Genomic DNA, 15,690 nt, shown 5'->3' with positions numbered 1-15,690 from the left:
GTTGCATTTTGCAAGTAAATAATATATATATGTCTTTATAGGAGATGATTAAATGGAAAATAAACGTGAACTTTTTCAAGTATTAACTCAAAAGTTTGCTTTACTAAATAAAACATGTTGTTCTGTAGGATCAATTGACATCACACCAATACAGAGCCATATTCTATATGAGATAGACAAACAAAATAACCCATCTATGCAACAAATAGCAGAGGCAATAGGGATGGATATTACTACATTTAGTAGACAGATTCAATCTCTTATTAAGATGAATCTTGTCAAAAAAATCCTCTACCATCAGATAAAAGAGTGTATATTTTGTCATTAACGGTGGAAGGGACATTTCTCGCTACTACAATTGATGAAATGATAAACAATTATTTAAATGAAGTTTTTTCGCATTTGAATGAGTTCGAAAAAGAAACTGTTTTACGTTCAATTGAACTTTTAAACAAAGCTATGGCTAAATCAAGCTTTTGTTGTATGCCTTCTTCATAATGCGTTAAAGATTATAAGCAATTATTAATTTCAACTAACTGTAAAAAATAGTCCAATAAAAGATGTAATTGTAGTTTTATAATATTGATAATCAAGTTTGATTAAAAATCCTGTGTTGATATGCAGGTTTTTTTTGTTCAATAAACAGGCCAGAATGTGGAATAACATATATAAATAAGTTGGTTAAAGAAAGGTCAAATTTATTTTAAGGTTATTTTTGGGAGGAGATAAGCAATCAGCGCACCTTATCAAGTTTTGGTATTTCCTTATACAATCACTAAATTCCATTGAATATGCAATTTTTAAGAGAAGTGATTATGGGTATTGGCAGGGGTTAGCTAGTGTAGAAGAGGGTGAGACTCCTATTGAATCAGCAAAAAGAGAAGCATTTGAAGAGGCTGGCATTACAAGAGATTATCCATATATTGAATTAGATTCTATTTCTTCACTACCAGTAGAAGATGTAGTGGGGAATTTCCTTTGGGGAGAAAACGTTTATGTATTAAAAGAATTTTCTTTTGGTGTTAAAGTTCCTACAAAAGATATATCTTTATCCAAAGAGCACCTTAACTATAAATGGTTATGTTTTGAAGAGGCAGTAATACTTTTGAAATGGGGTAGCAATAAAACGGCGTTATGGGAATTGAACAAAAGGTTATTAAATCAGATTAACACTGAACAAAGTTTATGAAAGAAATTATTTAAGCTAAGGTGCTAAGAACAAGGAGTTGCAAAGGCAGCTCATTTTATTGAATTAACGAAGCATAGTATTGAATACCATCTTTTTATGACTTTTTGGGAAGTAAAAACGAATTCACTCAGAAAACAAGCCTGCTCAAACTAACGCATAAGCAGGCTTGTTTTTAATTTAATTGATAGTGGTTATAAAGATTTTAATTTAAAGTTGTTTTATTCTATTGACTCTAGATAACGATAAAGCGTTGATTTACTAATACCTGTTTCATTCTTAATATCCAATAATGTGTTTCCAGACTGATACATCTCAATTGCCTTTTTTATATTTTCATCTGATTTCTTAGGTCGCCCAATTGATTTTCCTTTTGCTTTTGCTTCAGCCATTCCTAAAGTAGTTGATTGCTTTACGATATCACTTTGAAATGTTAAAAAGAATTGTAAAACTTGCTCTAGTGGCATTTCAAGAATTTGTGTGGACGTAATATTTTCCTCCATAAAATGAATTGTTACTTGATCTCTTTTACAAATTTTTAGTAGGTCTTCTAAATGCCTAGTTGTATCCGCAATGCTAAAGAAACGAAGTACCTGAATGGTATCGTCTTTTTCTATAGTCATGAGTAATTCTTCAAGAACTAATCGCTTTTTCGCACGACCATGATTTTCAGTAAATAGATGGTCACAATTCTTTAAAGCAACAGTTTGAATTTGCATATCCTCATCATTATATAAGGGTCGTTGATAACCGTAAATCATATAATTTCACTCCATTTCAGTTCCGTAAAGGTTCCTTTTTGGGAAAAGTATGCTATGATATTCAAAGATTATATTTTAGTAAAGAAGGAGAATATCATGCAAAGTTTAAAGCAACAATGGTTTGGTAATGTGCGTGGTGACATCTTATCAGGGATGGTCGTCGCCTTAGCGCTTATACCTGAAGCAATTGCCTTTTCTATCATTGCTGGTGTCGATCCAATGGTCGGACTTTATGCGTCCTTTTCTATTGCTGTTATTATAGCATTTGTTGGGGGAAGACCGGGAATGATTTCTGCCGCAACAGGAGCAATGGCACTCGTGATTGCAGATTTGGTGGCAGACCATGGGTTACAATATTTATTAGCAGCAACAATTTTAACAGGAATTATTCAAGTTTTATTTGGTGTATTTGGAATTGCTAAGCTCATGCGTTTTATACCAAATTCGGTCATGATTGGCTTTGTTAATGCACTAGCAATCTTAATTTTCATGGCACAAGTACCACACTTTTTACGTGAAGGGTATATAACGTATATATTTATCGTGGTCACATTATGTATCGTTTACATTTTACCTCGATTCCTTAAAGTAATACCTGCACCTTTAATTGCGATTATCATGTTAACGGCTGTAACATTCATTTTTAATTTTGAACTAAAAACGATAGGAGATTTAGGTGCGATATCACAGAGCTTACCGCATTTTTTCATTCCAGACGTACCATTCAATATTGAAACGTTAGTGATTATTTTCCCTTACGCACTAGCATTATCGCTTGTTGGGTTAATGGAATCACTAATGACCGCCCAAATTGTTGATGATATGACGGATACAAAATCCAATAAAAATATCGAGGCACGTGGACAAGGAATTGCAAACATCGTTAATGGTTTCTTTGGAGGTATGGCGGGATGTGCAATGATTGGACAGTCGATGATTAACGTAAAATCAGGTGGTCGAGGACGTCTATCAACACTTGTGGCTGGAATGTTCCTAATGTTCTTAATCCTAGTACTTGGCAACATCGTGGTCGATATTCCAATGCCAGTACTTGTTGGGATTATGATCATGGTAAGTATCGGTACATTTGAATGGGGATCGTTTAAATATATTGTCAAAGCACCTAAAAGTGAAGCATTCGTTATGCTTGCAACGGTTGCTGTAGTTGTCTATACAGATAACTTGGCGATTGGAGTTGTATTAGGAGTAATTTTAAGTTCTTTATTCTTTGTTGCAACGATTTCAAAGGTACGAATACATCAAGATAACGATCAATTTATTGTAGAAGGTCCTTTATTTTTTGCGTCTACTCAAAAATTTGTCCAAACACTGGAAGCAGTTAAGGATGATATCGTTACAATCGACTTAACAAGTAGCCATTTATGGGATGAATCAGCAGTTGGTGCAGTCGTAAAAGTCGTTACGAAATTAGAAGAGCAGGGGAAAACAGTGAAAGTCATTGGCATGAATCCAGCGAGTGAAAAATTATATAACCAATTATTAAATGTAGGTGTATCACATTAAGGGGGATACTTTATGTATAAACATATTTTATTGGCTGTTGATGGTTCTGAGCATTCAGTGCGTGCCGCAAAAGAGGCAGTCAAAATTGCTTCTGAGAATTCACTGATTGAAATGGTGTATGTGGCAGATTTTGAAAAGGCGAAAACAGAAGTGTTACATGCTGTATCTAGTGAAAGTTTATTATTAGAACGTAAACGAAAGGTAGTACCAGTAGAAGAAGTTTTAAGAGTTGCTGGTAGTAACTTCAAATTAACGATTTTACATGGTACACCTGGTCCTATAATTGTGAAGTACGCAAATGAAAAGCAAGTTGATCTTGTTATCATTGGTAGCAGAGGCTTAAATACTTTACAAGAGATGGTGTTAGGAAGTGTCAGCCACAAAGTGATGAAACATGTTCATTGCCCAGCGTTAATAGTGAAATAGCAAGGTTTAATGAAGCATGTAAAATGGAAATACTTTGGAAAGGTTTAACTTGAGTATGAAAAATTCACAGGTAGCCTTTGTAGTTTTATAAAAAAATTAATCATTTATAATCAAGTTTGTTTAAACATCCTGTGTCGATATGCAGGATTTTTTTGTTCAACAAATGGGGCAGTCTAGTACAAAAATTTTTATGATATTATAAGAAATATGTGCAATTTGAGACTAAGGATGATTAAATTTGCTGAAGAATTATTAGATTAAGACTTCGTGAAAACATGGGTGAATACCTGTTTTAACAGGAAAATCTAGTTGAATGGTGTTTAAAAATTCTTAATTGAAGCAACTATTATCAATTGTTGTACCATGACTCTAAGCAAACTTGATATCATACAAACGAATCCAGGGATATAGCCCAGTTACATTGCTTGCTGTTATTCAACTATTGGGCAAGTACCGTAATAGAATGTAGAAATGGTGGAGGAAAAAAATGAACAAAACGGAGAGGCAGCTTGCAATCACGCTTGAATTACAGCGAAGTAAAACACTGAGAGCAGAAGATTTAGCTTCTCAATTTGAGACAAGTATACGTACGATATATAGGGATATTCAAGCACTAAGTGAGGCTGGGGTTCCCATTTTAGGCGCCCCTGGTCAGGGTTATTCCTTAATGGAAGGATATTTTCTACCTCCGGTTAGGTTCACAGCAGAAGAGGCCGTCTCCCTGCTCATGGGAGCTGATTTTATCGAGCAAAGGTTGGATACAGATTATGGTATAAATGCAAAGTCCGCTAAACGCAAAATCGAGGCTACTTTGGCGGAGTCAGTTCGTAACGAGTCAAGGCTTGTTCGGGAAACAATGCGACTGCTTCATATAGGTGAGCAGTCAACTGAAGAGCGGGTAAAAACGTATCTTAATCAAGTTCGCGATGCAATTTTGAAACAGTGCAAAATCAGTTTTATGTATATTAAAAAAATGCCAGGAACAGATGGGAATCGGAAAAATAAACGTGTGGTCTCTCCATATGGATTAACACTTGTCCATGAAAATTGGGTTTTACTAGCATACTGTGATATGAGGCAAGAAATGCGACATTTCCGCTTGTCCCGGATGTCCGACCTTTCTGTGTTGGAAGATCAATTTCTTCTACCAAATGATTTTGACCTAAGTAGCTATCGGCCACCTGACAATCGAGATGAAAGAATAATAATGAGGGCAAACCCCGAAATTGCCGACAAAATCATTGAGGCAGTTAATTTTTATATTGAATCCATTGAGGAGCGGAATGAGGAGATAATCTTTCAATTTCGTGTTCGGTATCCAGAGGAACTATTACATCATTTACTTGGCTGGGGCGGAGATATCGAGGTGATTGAGCCGAAGTCTTTACGCTTCAAGATTCGGGAAGTAGCGGAAAAAATTTTAGAACACTACTGACATACACCTGTCAGTAGTGTTTTTTTATACTGTGACTATACCAAGATGAAGAGGAGCTGCTTAAAGGATGAAAACTACAAAGGAAGTATTGATGTCATTTGAACTTACAGTAGAAAGATATTTGGAAGAACTGACAAAACTCAATATGGATAAATTACATAGAAAGCTGAACGAAGAAGATTGGTCCATTGGACAGATGTATGTACATTTAATTCAATCAGCTTTCATGCATCTACATAATGTCGAGCAATGTTTAGCTGGTAGCGAATCGACATTGAACCCAACGAAGGAAAAAACTGAGCAGGGTAAGATTGTTTTTAATCTAGAACAATTTCCTGCTGTTCGTATTAAAGTCCCTGCTTCGCCAAATTATACTCCGCAACCACCAGAGAGCATGGAGCAATTGGTAGAAGGACTTCACAGTGTAGTGGAACGGATGAGGAATACGGAATCAGTTCTACTTCAAGTGCCTGTAAGTAACAAGATACTTCATCCGGCGTTCGGTGCTTTAAACGCGCAGGAATGGTTTATGTTGATTGAAATGCATTACAGACATCATTTTTTACAACTGGATCGGTTGAAAAGTTTAGCCTTTGAAGAGTAGGGGGATGCATCATGTCGAATATAACAAGTCAGAAAAGCAGATATTGGATTGGCGTTGTATCCGCTTCTCATGTGAATTTAGCCATAGAAGGTGGTTTTGCACAGTTGTGTCACGGTAAGGCAGCACCTTTGCGTAAAATGTCTCCAGGTGATTGGTTGATATACTATTCCCCTCGCATAGACATGTTAAAAGGGAAGCCAGTTCAAGCATTTACTGCTATTGGTCAGGTTACGGACAACGGTGCTTACAAACATCAAGTGTCGGAGTCGTTTGTGCCATTTCGCAGAGATATGCGTTATATTCCTTGTCGAGAAGTTAAGATTGCAGTGTTGTTAAACCAGCTCACTTTTACGCGTGGAAATCGCAATTGGGGATATCCATTTCGTCGAGGTCATTTTGAAATTGGAGCTGAAGATTTTATGACAATCGTTACTTCGATGTTAGATGGTGAGGAACAGGCGTTATCCGAGATCCTAAAACACTGATTATAAGTTGTGAACAGTTTCACTTAAACTTTCGAGTGCTTTAGTTAGATAACACTATTCAACAATTGGGCGCTATTGTTGAATAGTGTTCTGTCCTTCTGAATTCACGAGACGAGGATTGTTAAGTAAATAAGAACAAATTAAAAGCGGTCCTCCACAGATTAGTTTGTGGAAGGCCGCCTTTATTATAAAAACAGTCACCATTTATAATTGTTTACATCTGGTTCACTTAACCATATAGATGTAAAAAAAAGATCTATTTAGCTTACGGAGCTTTCCGCAATGATTGCACGAATCAGAAATCAGAAAATTTAGGACTTCACCATACAACAAGCATTCCACCAATCCATGCGAACTTGCAGCGGAATACAAGGTACTTGAGATTCATCATTCTCGATTGATTATTCATAGTTAGCGATATTAAGTAATTCAACTAAATCGCCTTTGACAAGTTCGTATTCTCTTGAGTTAATGTTAACCATACCATCTTTTGAAATTAATATATTAATTGGATTAGTAGTATCGTCGTTATTAGTGAAAACTATTTTGTAATAAGAGTTAGAGACATCCATACTTTTGAATAAAGTTCGTTTTGCTTCCCAATTATTCAAAATGCTGCGTACTTCGTTATATAATTCATCGTCTTTGTTTACGATAAATATATTTTTGTTATCTACACCACCGTTCATTTCCCAAACGGAAATGCTATCAACAACTTCTTCAAATTTATCAGTGTTTGTAATGAGTTCATCTCCAAAATCCTTTGTTCCATATTCTGAATAAAATAGAATACCAGTTATACAAAGGACAAGAATAATTGCGACAATTGCTAATTTAATTCGTTTACTTCGCATAATATAGCCCCTCCCAAGTTGTAAAAATATGTGTCTTCCGTTTTATTTTACAAAAATTTTAACATAAAAGCAAAAAACCTTTATTTACATTTTAACAAAAATCAAGGGATTAGTTTTTAAAGTTGTCGCGTTTTTTATCGAACTTTAAGCTCAATGTTTTTACGAAATATAAAAGCAAGATTTTTTCTTGTTCCACAATCAGGCCATATTGTTGAATAAGGGTTTTGGAGAAATTAGGAGGATTAATATTTATAATAATCTAAAAAATTAGTTTATTATTAGTTCAAATTAAAGTGCTTGAGTCGTGGTGGTAATAATTGGTGTGTGATATGATTAACAGAATATTGTTTGAAAGTTCTATAACTGGGCGCATTTCTGCAGAAAAAAATGCGTCTACGAAATAAAATGGGCCATGTGTTTATGGATAAAGTATAAATTTAGGGGGTATTTTATGTTTGTAGTAAATGTAGAAGGGGCTATTCGTCGCAATGAGAAATGGCTTTTAATCCGTAGAAGTGAAAAGGAGGCGCATGCTGGTGGAGGTCTCTCATTAGTAGGAGGAAAGTGTGAAATTGAAGGCGATTCGTCTGATATTCTGGAAAGAACATTAAAACGAGAAGTTTTTGAAGAAGTAGGTAGCGAAATTACAGGCATTAAATATGTAAATAGCTCCTCCTTCGTGACAGAATCAGGGATAAATGTAATCGATATAGTTTTCCTATGTCATCATAAATCTGGAGAACCTTACGCTAAAAGTACTGAAGAAGTGGATGATGTTATTTGGATGACTACATCTGAGGTTCTTGCACATACAGAACTACCTTTATTTCTAAAAGAAAACATTAAACTTGCAGAGAAAATACTACAAGATAATATGCAGGTGAAATATTAGTTATACATTTTCCATTATAGGGCGCCATTGTGGAGCAACAAAGTTGGAAAATGATCAAACTTTTTATAAAAACCTAACTTAAAACTGCTAAAGAAGAATTCCTTTTGCTCAATCTTTTTCAAAAAGGGATTCTTCTTATTTAACGTAAAATAAAGGTTTGTGAGGTATTTTTGCTCAATCTTTATTCTAAATCTACAAAAATCTGTTGCAATTCAAAACATTAAATCATAATATAAGAATATAGTTATATACGGATTAATTCACCTTTCTTTAACGAGGTGATTTTATTTAAAATAATATATAAGCAAATAATTATATAAGGAGTGCAGATAAATGGAAAATACACTAATTGAAAAACAACTAAAAGCAGCTGCAGATTTAAATCGCATTAAATTACTTGCATGCATGAAGAATGGGGAGGTATGTGTATGTGATTTTGTAGATGTACTAGGCATATCACAACCAGCCGTTAGTCAACATCTGCGAAAATTAAAGGAGGCAGGCATTATTACGGAACGAAAAGTAGGGACTTGGAAACATTACCGTTTAGTAGAGGATCAAACGCCATTGATGAAGGGCATCTTAGAACAAATTCAGCCTTTAAAGGGTTGCAACTGTGGCACAGATTGTTGCCATGTAGGGGGAACTGATAATGAATAATAATTCTTTAACCAAGCAGCTTTCTTTTCTAGATCGTTACCTTACCCTATGGATATTTGTTGCTATGGGAATAGGTGTTTTATTAAGTTTGACAATGCCTAATATTGGAGAAGCATTAGAGGCCATGTCTATTGGCACAACATCCATACCGATTGCTATCGGGTTAATTGTCATGATGTACCCACCATTAGCGAAAGTAAAGTATGAAGAAATGTGGCGTGTGTTTAAGGATTGGAAAGTGCTTTTACTTTCTCTTTTTCAAAACTGGTTACTCGGACCGTTCTTAATGTTCTTTTTAGCCATCATCTTCCTGCACGATTATCCAGAGTATATGGCTGGACTGATTATGATTGGTTTAGCTCGTTGTATTGCAATGGTGATTGTATGGAACGATTTAGCACGTGGAGACCGTGAATATGTAGCTGGTTTAGTTGCGTTTAACTCCATCTTTCAAATCGTGACTTATTCAATTTTTGCTTACTTTTTCTTAAATGTATTACCTGGTTGGTTTGGCTTAGAGAATTTTAGTGTTTCTATTTCCATGTGGGAAATTACTAAGAGCGTACTGATTTACTTAGGGATACCATTTGCTGCAGGGTTCCTCACACGATGGATAGGCATTAAAACAAAAGGGAAACAGTGGTATGAGGAAAAATTCTTGCCAAAGATTTCACCACTTACTTTAATTGCCCTGTTATTTACGATAGTGATGATGTTTGCCTTAAAGGGTGAGCAATTAGTGGAACTGCCACTTGATGTGGTACGAATTGCAATCCCATTATTTATTTACTTTGTAATTATGTTTGCTGTGTCATTCTTCTCTTCCCGTAAAGTAGGGGCATCTTATCCTGTCACAGCAGCTCTTTCTTTTACAGCTGCAAGTAACAATTTTGAGCTGGCGATTGCGGTTGCAGTGGGTGTGTTTGGCCTGCATAGTGGCGTGGCATTTGCTGCTGTTATTGGTCCACTTGTAGAAGTACCTGTTCTCATCGGACTTGTATGGGTTGCCCTACGTTGGCAGAAAAAATACTTTAAAACCATTAAATTATAAGGAGCAATTACTATGACAAATACACTTTATTTCTTATGTACAGGAAACTCATGTCGAAGTCAGATGGCTGAAGGATGGGCAAAAAAGCTACTACCAACCAATTGGACAGTTAAAAGTGCTGGGATTGAAGCACATGGTGTAAACCCGAATGCTATAAAAGCGATGGCCGAGGTGGGGGTTGATATTTCAAATCATACATCCGATTTAATTGATATGGAGACATTAAACAACGCCAGGTTAGTTGTCACGTTATGTGGGGATGCCGCTGATAAATGCCCAATGACACCTCCTCACGTTCGTCGTGAGCATTGGGGATTTGAAGATCCTGCGAAAGCGACAGGTACGGATGAAGAGAAATGGGCTGTATTTCAAAATGTTCGTGATGCAATTGGTAAACGCATTGAACAATTTGTAATTGAGGAGCTGAAATAAATTGAAAAAAATTCATATCTATGAACCAGCAATGTGCTGTTCTACAGGCTTATGTGGACCCTCTATAGACCCAGAATTATTGCGTATGTCATTTATTATGAATAATTTAAAGAAAACAAACATAGAAGCTGAAAGATTTAATCTTACAAACGAGCCCAATGCTTTTGTAGAAAACGAAGCAATCAATCAACTATTAATGTCGGAAGGAATTGATGCCTTGCCTGCAACGTTTGTGGATGGAGAATTACTTTGTAAAGGGATATATCCAACAAATGAACAATTTTCACAGTGGTCAGGACTTTTCAGAAGACGAATTACTACAAAAGCCAAAAGTACGCTTGTCACTAAAAGGAGATGCGTAATATGGAACGCTTTACAAGAAGTTATTTCCCAGACACCCCATTCCTGTTTTTTACGGGGAAAGGGGGCGTTGGGAAAACATCGGTTGCGTGTAGCCTATCAATTACCATTGCAAAGGAAGGGAAAAAGGTACTTTTAATTAGTACAGACCCCGCATCCAACTTACAAGATATTTTTGGCCAAACGCTTTCTAATAGTCCAACTAAAATTGAAGGCATAAACAATTTATTTGCGATAAATTTGGACCCTGAACAGGCGGCACAACATTATAAAGAGCAAATGGTTGGTCCGTACCGTGGAAAACTACCTGAAGTGGTATTACAAAATATGGAGGAACAACTTTCTGGTGCTTGCACAGTAGAAATTGCCGCCTTTAATGAATTTGCATCACTATTGACTGATACTTCAGTGATGGGGAATTTTGACACTGTGGTGTTTGATACAGCACCTACAGGGCATACGTTACGATTATTACAATTGCCTTCTGCATGGTCTACGTTTCTAGATGATAACACGACTGGCACTTCATGTTTAGGTCCTTTAAAAGGGCTGGAGCCACAACGTGAAATCTATAAAGAAGCTGTTGAACGTTTAAAGAATGGCAATCAAACAACGTTAATGCTAGTGACACGCCCTGAAGAAAATCCTTTAAAAGAAGCAGCACGTGCTTCTCAGGAGTTGTTTGAAATAGGTATTCAAAATCAAACATTACTTATTAATGGATATTTGAGTAATGTCAATTCTACTGATGAAATCGAAGAGGCTTTCATTGCGCGTCAAGTTGATGCACTAGCAAGAATTCCTGAAGAACTAAATCAATTTGAGCATTTCTACTTACCTTTTGTACCGTACTCATTATCAAGTATTGAGCGTATGCAAGCATGGATGACTGACCAAGAAGTTATACATGCAGATGAATCAAATGAAGAAACTAAGATTCCTGAGATAGAAGAAATGATTGCAGATTATTTAGAACGTAAGCCGAAACTCATTTTTACGATGGGGAAAGGTGGGGTTGGAAAAACAACTGTGGCTTCTTATATTGCATTACGATTAGCAGAAGAGGGTACTCATGTACATTTAACTACAACAGATCCTGCCGCACACCTCAATTGGACATTCGGTGATGATAACGTTAAAAATTTAACGATCAGTCGTATCGATCCAAAAGCAGAAGTGGCAAACTATGAAGCAGAAGTGCTTGCTAAGGCAAGTGAAACGATGAATGAGGAAGGTTTAGCATTTGTGAAAGAGGATTTAGCTTCTCCTTGTACAGAGGAAATAGCTGTATTCAGAGCATTTGCTAACGTTGTAGAAAATCATCAAGATGAAGTCATTATTATTGATACTGCACCAACAGGGCATACGTTGCTTTTACTGGACGCAACAGAAGCTTATCATCTCGAAATAAGCCGTTCACAAGGGGATATTCCTCCAGCTGTTTCTAACCTGTTACCAAGGTTGCGTGATGCGTCTTATACGAGTGTTGCCATTGTAACTCTTCCTGAAGCAACACCTGTTTATGAAGCTTCGCGCTTACAAGAAGATTTACACCGTGCTGGATTATCTGTTGATTGGTGGGTTGTTAATCAAACATTTTCATCTATCTATACAACAAGTCCAACATTAATTCAAAAACAACAAGCTGAAACGAAATGGCTAAAAGAAGTTAGATCCATCAGCAATAATCAATTCGTGGCCATTCCATGGGTAATAACGCCACCAGTCGGAACACAAGGTTTACATGAATTAAAAGGAGAGAAAATCAAATGAAAATGAGTCCAGAAGGTAAAAATTATTTAGAACAGGTATTAGCTGATTCAGAGGTTAAAACGCTTCGTTTCTTTGGTATTGCAGGCTGCTGTGGTGTTAATTTAGGTGTAGGCTTAGAAGCACCAGCAGAAGAAGATGCAATTCAAACAATTGAAGGTATCGAGGTCGCAATTCATCCTGATATTGCACCGCAATTAACAGATGTTACGATCCATGCAGAAGAAGAGAATGGTGAACTAGGTTTAGTATTAGTTGGATACTCACCGACATCTTGCTAAACAGATACCTTAAATACTGTCTTAGCAATTATTCAATCCATTGAATGGAGGATACAATAATGACAGTTAACCATGCTAGTGTATTAACTAAAGATTATTTTATCGCTTATTTGAAGTTAATTATGATTAGTAGAGAATACACTTTGATACAGGCTAAAGAGTTTGCTTTTAACTTCTTCTTTAAAGGAGATATAGATCGTTACGGCACTTCGACATGGTTGCAATTTGAAAAAGCTATAAAAGAAATTGATAAAACAATGTGTGAAATTGAAATGTGTTAATTACTAAATTTACAACGTCTAGCTAACTGCTAGGCGTAAAAAATACATTTTATATAAGTGAATGCTTATATAAAAAAGAGGAGAATTTAATGATGAAAACACTAAAAGTAATCAACCAAAATGGATCTTGTTGTACTACTAAGGATATTGAAGTACAGGAGAGTGTTAATAACCCCAATAAGAATTTACCGATTGTCATAATTGGTGCAGGTCCCATTGGATTAGCTACAGCTGCTCATTTAGTGGAACAAAAGCAAGCATTTATTTTACTTGAGGCTGGGCATGAAATAGCACACAATATTCGTACCTGGGGGCATGTTACATTATTTTCACCATGGCGATATAACATCAATAAAGCTGCTAAATCATTATTAGAGGGGTCTGATTGGGTAGAACCTAACTTAGAAACAATACCTACGGGGCATGAGTTAATTGATCTTTATTTAAAACCTTTGGCAGAGTTAAGACAAATAAAACCAAGTATCCGATTGAACTCCAAAGTAGTAGCTATTTCAAGACAAAAAAATGATAAAATGAAATCAAAAAATCGATTCAATCAGTCCTTTAATATATATGTTGAAAAAGAGGATGACATCGATATTATTGAGGCAAAAGCTGTTATTGATGCAACAGGAACATGGGGGAATCCCAACCCAGCAAATTCTACAGGTGTATGGCTGCAAAATGAAAAAGCATTAGCAGATCACATTGAGTATGGGATCCCAGACATAAATACCAATGCAAAGCGATATGCCAATAAGAAGATTGCAGTTATTGGTGGTGGCCATTCAGCTATCAATACTTTATTGGCACTTACGGAATTACAAGAAAAGAATCCTGCAACAAAGCTAGTGTGGATTATGCGTAAAAAGTCTGTAGAAGAAGCCTATGGTGGAGAAGAAAAAGATGCATTAGCAGCACGTGGCGCACTCGGTGTTCGCATTCACGAATTAGTAGATACAGGTAAGGTTGAAGTAATAACTCCTTTCTATATCTCACAGGTGAAGAAAGAAGAGAACATCCATATTGTTGGTACTATAAACGGAGAACAAAAAGTATTAACAGGATTTGAAGAGCTTATTGTCAATGCGGGAAATAGACCAGACCTATCAATTAACAGCGAATTACGCCTTTCGATTGACTCAGCAACAGAAAGTGTGCAAGCATTAGCGCCACTAATTGATCCAAATGTTCATAGTTGTGGCACAGTAAGGGCGCATGGTGAAGAAATACTACGTCAACCTGAAAAGGACTTCTATATTGTCGGAGCTAAAAGTTATGGACGTGCACCCACATTTTTAATGGCAACAGGCTATGAACAGGTTCGTTCCATAACAGCTTATTTATCAGGAGATGAAGAAGCGTCGAAACGTGTGGAATTAGAATTACCAGAAACAGGCGTATGTAGTATTAATCTTGTCAATCAATCAAATACATGTTGTTAAAAATTTGACTGTTAGCGCAAGCTAGCAGTCCTTTTTAAAATACTAAGGGGGAAATGGGATGGACACACTAATTATTCGTAAAATGGTAAAGAAAGATTTACAAGAGGTATTAAATATTTATAAAGAGGGAATCGAAACAGGGATAGCAACCTTTGAAACAATTGTGCCAAGTGAACAGGTATGGGAGGAAAGACATCATGCGGCCCTGCGCTTTGTTGCAGAGGAACACAATAGAGTAGTTGGTTGGATTGGCATTTCCCCAGTCTCTACACGTGCCGTTTATTCTGGAGTGGGAGAAGTTAGTGTTTATATATCGAGTGATAGTAGAGGGAAAGGTATTGCTTCAAGGCTTTTTAAATTACTAATAGAAGAGAGTGAAAAGAAGGGATTTTGGACACTCCAATCATCCATCTTTGCGATCAATACATCAAGTATCCAATTACATAAAAAGATGGGCTTTCGAATTGTTGGTACAAGAGAAAAAATTGCTCAGTTAGATGGGATATGGCATGATACAGTTTTAATGGAAAGAAGATTAAACATATAGTACGCGCTCCCTGCTATGCTAACGAAATTCTATACTAGGAAGTTTCTCGATATAATTTTAAAAAGATTTATAGTCACCATTTTTTACAGAGGCTTCAATTATGCATTGGATTGGTAAACCTAATTTCTCATAATCAACTTCTAAAGTTTATTTTTTTATATTTCCCAATGATTCCATTTGTCTTACACGTTCCGTTACTGATGGGTAGGACAGATGTACCCTTCTTCCAAGCTCGCTCATTTATAAACGGCTGTTATTATGGAAAACTCAAAAAGCTAAGGATTTCGAGGGTGCTAGAGAACTTCAAAGATATAAATTTGGACTTCAATACAAGCAAAGCAAGGTCAAATTCAAACGAATGAGGTTTCCACATTTTCAGAAAATACTTTAGATATTTCTTTTGCAAATGGTCTAAAACTTTACTTAAATCATGACATGGCAGGATGGAACTTTAATTCTAGTGGTGCACCAACATTTGGAGGTATCCAAACAGCGAAAAACGGTAATAATCCTGTTGGAGCAGTGTGGTTATTACTTAGTGGAGAAAACTACCATTGGAGACTAATACATGGTTATGACACTGAAGGTGGAAATTATGTAGGCTATAAAGATCCAGACGGTGGATAATATAATACATCTACTAATTATGTAAGTTGGACAAAAATATCTGATAAAATCAATACAGTTTACATGAGT

At 36.1% G+C, this 15,690-nt stretch carries 17 protein-coding genes and 4 pseudogenes; 18 read left to right on the top strand and 3 right to left on the bottom strand.

The genetic code is table 11. The features are described from left to right. The first annotated feature begins 52 nt into the window (after positions 1-52). Both NP781_RS10425 and NP781_RS10420 read left to right on the top strand, forming a co-directional pair. Positions 53-498 (top strand): annotated as a pseudogene (locus NP781_RS10425) (MarR family winged helix-turn-helix transcriptional regulator). A 234-nt stretch (positions 499-732) separates the two neighbouring features. Further along, positions 733-1,189, top strand: a pseudogene (locus NP781_RS10420) (NUDIX pyrophosphatase). A 218-nt stretch (positions 1,190-1,407) separates the two neighbouring features. On the opposite strand, the gene NP781_RS10415 reads toward NP781_RS10420, so the two are convergent. Then, a complete protein-coding gene (locus tag NP781_RS10415) occupies positions 1,408-1,947 on the bottom strand; it encodes a recombinase family protein (protein WP_257522208.1) in 540 nt (179 codons plus the stop codon). 93 nt (positions 1,948-2,040) lie between these two features. On the opposite strand from NP781_RS10415, the gene NP781_RS10410 reads away from it, so the two are divergent. From NP781_RS10410 to NP781_RS10390, 5 genes are all read left to right on the top strand, one after another. After that, a complete protein-coding gene (locus NP781_RS10410) occupies positions 2,041-3,471 on the top strand; it encodes a SulP family inorganic anion transporter (RefSeq protein ID WP_257522523.1) in 1,431 nt (476 codons plus the stop codon). 12 nt (positions 3,472-3,483) lie between these two features. Beyond that, positions 3,484-3,897, top strand: a complete 414-nt coding sequence (locus tag NP781_RS10405) for a universal stress protein (RefSeq protein ID WP_257522207.1) — start codon at positions 3,484-3,486, stop codon at positions 3,895-3,897. A 487-nt stretch (positions 3,898-4,384) separates the two neighbouring features. Next, positions 4,385-5,332: a helix-turn-helix transcriptional regulator gene (locus tag NP781_RS10400; RefSeq protein ID WP_257522206.1), complete on the top strand. Its 948-nt coding sequence runs from the start codon at positions 4,385-4,387 to the stop codon at positions 5,330-5,332. Between the two features lie 67 nt (positions 5,333-5,399). Further along, positions 5,400-5,936 carry a DinB family protein gene (locus NP781_RS10395; protein ID WP_257522205.1) on the top strand — a complete coding sequence of 179 codons (537 nt, stop codon included), beginning with the start codon at positions 5,400-5,402 and terminating at the stop codon, positions 5,934-5,936. Positions 5,937-5,947: 11 nt separating this feature from the next. After that, the gene (locus NP781_RS10390; protein WP_257522204.1) at positions 5,948-6,421 is read left to right on the top strand and encodes an EVE domain-containing protein; all 474 of its coding nucleotides are present in this window, start codon (positions 5,948-5,950) and stop codon (positions 6,419-6,421) included. 401 nt (positions 6,422-6,822) lie between these two features. On the opposite strand, the gene NP781_RS10385 is transcribed toward NP781_RS10390, so the two are convergent. Next, positions 6,823-7,275, bottom strand: a complete 453-nt coding sequence (locus tag NP781_RS10385; RefSeq protein WP_257522203.1) for a hypothetical protein — start codon at positions 7,273-7,275, stop codon at positions 6,823-6,825. A gap of 451 nt (positions 7,276-7,726) precedes the next feature. On the opposite strand from NP781_RS10385, the gene NP781_RS10380 reads away from it, so the two are divergent. The 10 genes and pseudogenes from NP781_RS10380 to NP781_RS10335 all read left to right on the top strand — a co-directional run bounded on the left by NP781_RS10380 (position 7,727) and on the right by NP781_RS10335 (position 14,994). Then, a complete protein-coding gene (locus tag NP781_RS10380; protein WP_257522202.1) occupies positions 7,727-8,167 on the top strand; it encodes an NUDIX hydrolase in 441 nt (146 codons plus the stop codon). A gap of 333 nt (positions 8,168-8,500) precedes the next feature. Further along, the gene (locus NP781_RS10375) at positions 8,501-8,827 is read left to right on the top strand and encodes an ArsR/SmtB family transcription factor (protein ID WP_257522201.1); all 327 of its coding nucleotides are present in this window, start codon (positions 8,501-8,503) and stop codon (positions 8,825-8,827) included. Beyond that, positions 8,820-9,878, top strand: a complete 1,059-nt coding sequence (arsB, locus tag NP781_RS10370) for an ACR3 family arsenite efflux transporter (RefSeq protein WP_221683287.1) — start codon at positions 8,820-8,822, stop codon at positions 9,876-9,878. The genes NP781_RS10375 and arsB overlap by 8 nt, the downstream gene beginning before the upstream one ends. Before the next feature lie 12 nt (positions 9,879-9,890). Further along, entirely contained in the window at positions 9,891-10,310 is a 420-nt protein-coding gene (gene arsC / locus NP781_RS10365; RefSeq protein ID WP_257522200.1) for an arsenate reductase (thioredoxin), read from the top strand. A 1-nt stretch (position 10,311) separates the two neighbouring features. Then, positions 10,312-10,672 (top strand): annotated as a pseudogene (arsD, locus tag NP781_RS10360) (arsenite efflux transporter metallochaperone ArsD). A gap of 1 nt (position 10,673) precedes the next feature. Further along, the gene (gene arsA / locus NP781_RS10355) at positions 10,674-12,443 is read left to right on the top strand and encodes an arsenical pump-driving ATPase (protein WP_306831710.1); all 1,770 of its coding nucleotides are present in this window, start codon (positions 10,674-10,676) and stop codon (positions 12,441-12,443) included. Beyond that, positions 12,440-12,721, top strand: a complete 282-nt coding sequence (locus NP781_RS10350) for a Fe-S cluster assembly protein HesB (RefSeq protein WP_036124835.1) — start codon at positions 12,440-12,442, stop codon at positions 12,719-12,721. The genes arsA and NP781_RS10350 overlap by 4 nt, the downstream gene beginning before the upstream one ends. Before the next feature lie 59 nt (positions 12,722-12,780). Further along, the gene (locus NP781_RS10345; RefSeq protein ID WP_221681838.1) at positions 12,781-13,002 is read left to right on the top strand and encodes a hypothetical protein; all 222 of its coding nucleotides are present in this window, start codon (positions 12,781-12,783) and stop codon (positions 13,000-13,002) included. A 92-nt stretch (positions 13,003-13,094) separates the two neighbouring features. Beyond that, positions 13,095-14,447: an NAD(P)-binding domain-containing protein gene (locus NP781_RS10340; protein WP_221681840.1), complete on the top strand. Its 1,353-nt coding sequence runs from the start codon at positions 13,095-13,097 to the stop codon at positions 14,445-14,447. Positions 14,448-14,505: 58 nt separating this feature from the next. After that, the gene (locus NP781_RS10335; protein WP_221681841.1) at positions 14,506-14,994 is read left to right on the top strand and encodes a GNAT family N-acetyltransferase; all 489 of its coding nucleotides are present in this window, start codon (positions 14,506-14,508) and stop codon (positions 14,992-14,994) included. On the opposite strand, the pseudogene NP781_RS10330 reads toward NP781_RS10335, so the two are convergent. Further along, positions 14,979-15,234 (bottom strand): annotated as a pseudogene (locus tag NP781_RS10330) (AsnC family transcriptional regulator); the annotation flags it as partial. The gene NP781_RS10335 and the pseudogene NP781_RS10330 overlap by 16 nt on opposite strands. A 195-nt stretch (positions 15,235-15,429) precedes the next feature. On the opposite strand from NP781_RS10330, the gene NP781_RS10325 reads away from it, so the two are divergent. After that, positions 15,430-15,621 (top strand): hypothetical protein, encoded by a 192-nt coding sequence (locus NP781_RS10325; RefSeq protein ID WP_257522198.1) that lies wholly within the window; start codon positions 15,430-15,432, stop codon positions 15,619-15,621. Positions 15,622-15,690 lie beyond the last annotated feature (69 nt).

The sequence above is a fragment of the Lysinibacillus sp. FN11 genome (assembly GCF_024628845.1).
GTDB classification, from domain to species: Bacteria; Bacillota; Bacilli; order Bacillales_A; family Planococcaceae; genus Lysinibacillus; species Lysinibacillus capsici.
The sequence above is the reverse complement of the archived record's forward strand: the minus strand, read 5'-3'. Positions and strand labels throughout refer to the sequence as shown.

What these genes read in the sequence shown, in the direction of transcription:
- NP781_RS10340 (WP_221681840.1), top strand. Translation starts at nt 13,095, where the DNA reads ATGAAAACACTAAAAGTAATCAACCAAAATGGATCTTGTTGTACTACT.
- NP781_RS10400 (WP_257522206.1), top strand. Translation starts at nt 4,385, where the DNA reads ATGAACAAAACGGAGAGGCAGCTTGCAATCACGCTTGAATTACAGCGA.
- NP781_RS10350 (WP_036124835.1), top strand. Translation starts at nt 12,440, where the DNA reads ATGAAAATGAGTCCAGAAGGTAAAAATTATTTAGAACAGGTATTAGCT.
- NP781_RS10375 (WP_257522201.1), top strand. Translation starts at nt 8,501, where the DNA reads ATGGAAAATACACTAATTGAAAAACAACTAAAAGCAGCTGCAGATTTA.
- NP781_RS10345 (WP_221681838.1), top strand. Translation starts at nt 12,781, where the DNA reads ATGACAGTTAACCATGCTAGTGTATTAACTAAAGATTATTTTATCGCT.
- NP781_RS10390 (WP_257522204.1), top strand. Translation starts at nt 5,948, where the DNA reads ATGTCGAATATAACAAGTCAGAAAAGCAGATATTGGATTGGCGTTGTA.
- arsA (WP_306831710.1), top strand. Translation starts at nt 10,674, where the DNA reads ATGGAACGCTTTACAAGAAGTTATTTCCCAGACACCCCATTCCTGTTT.
- NP781_RS10385 (WP_257522203.1), bottom strand. Translation starts at nt 7,275, where the DNA reads ATGCGAAGTAAACGAATTAAATTAGCAATTGTCGCAATTATTCTTGTC.
- arsC (WP_257522200.1), top strand. Translation starts at nt 9,891, where the DNA reads ATGACAAATACACTTTATTTCTTATGTACAGGAAACTCATGTCGAAGT.
- NP781_RS10415 (WP_257522208.1), bottom strand. Translation starts at nt 1,947, where the DNA reads ATGATTTACGGTTATCAACGACCCTTATATAATGATGAGGATATGCAA.
- NP781_RS10325 (WP_257522198.1), top strand. Translation starts at nt 15,430, where the DNA reads ATGGCAGGATGGAACTTTAATTCTAGTGGTGCACCAACATTTGGAGGT.
- NP781_RS10335 (WP_221681841.1), top strand. Translation starts at nt 14,506, where the DNA reads ATGGACACACTAATTATTCGTAAAATGGTAAAGAAAGATTTACAAGAG.
- arsB (WP_221683287.1), top strand. Translation starts at nt 8,820, where the DNA reads ATGAATAATAATTCTTTAACCAAGCAGCTTTCTTTTCTAGATCGTTAC.
- NP781_RS10405 (WP_257522207.1), top strand. Translation starts at nt 3,484, where the DNA reads ATGTATAAACATATTTTATTGGCTGTTGATGGTTCTGAGCATTCAGTG.
- NP781_RS10395 (WP_257522205.1), top strand. Translation starts at nt 5,400, where the DNA reads ATGAAAACTACAAAGGAAGTATTGATGTCATTTGAACTTACAGTAGAA.
- NP781_RS10380 (WP_257522202.1), top strand. Translation starts at nt 7,727, where the DNA reads ATGTTTGTAGTAAATGTAGAAGGGGCTATTCGTCGCAATGAGAAATGG.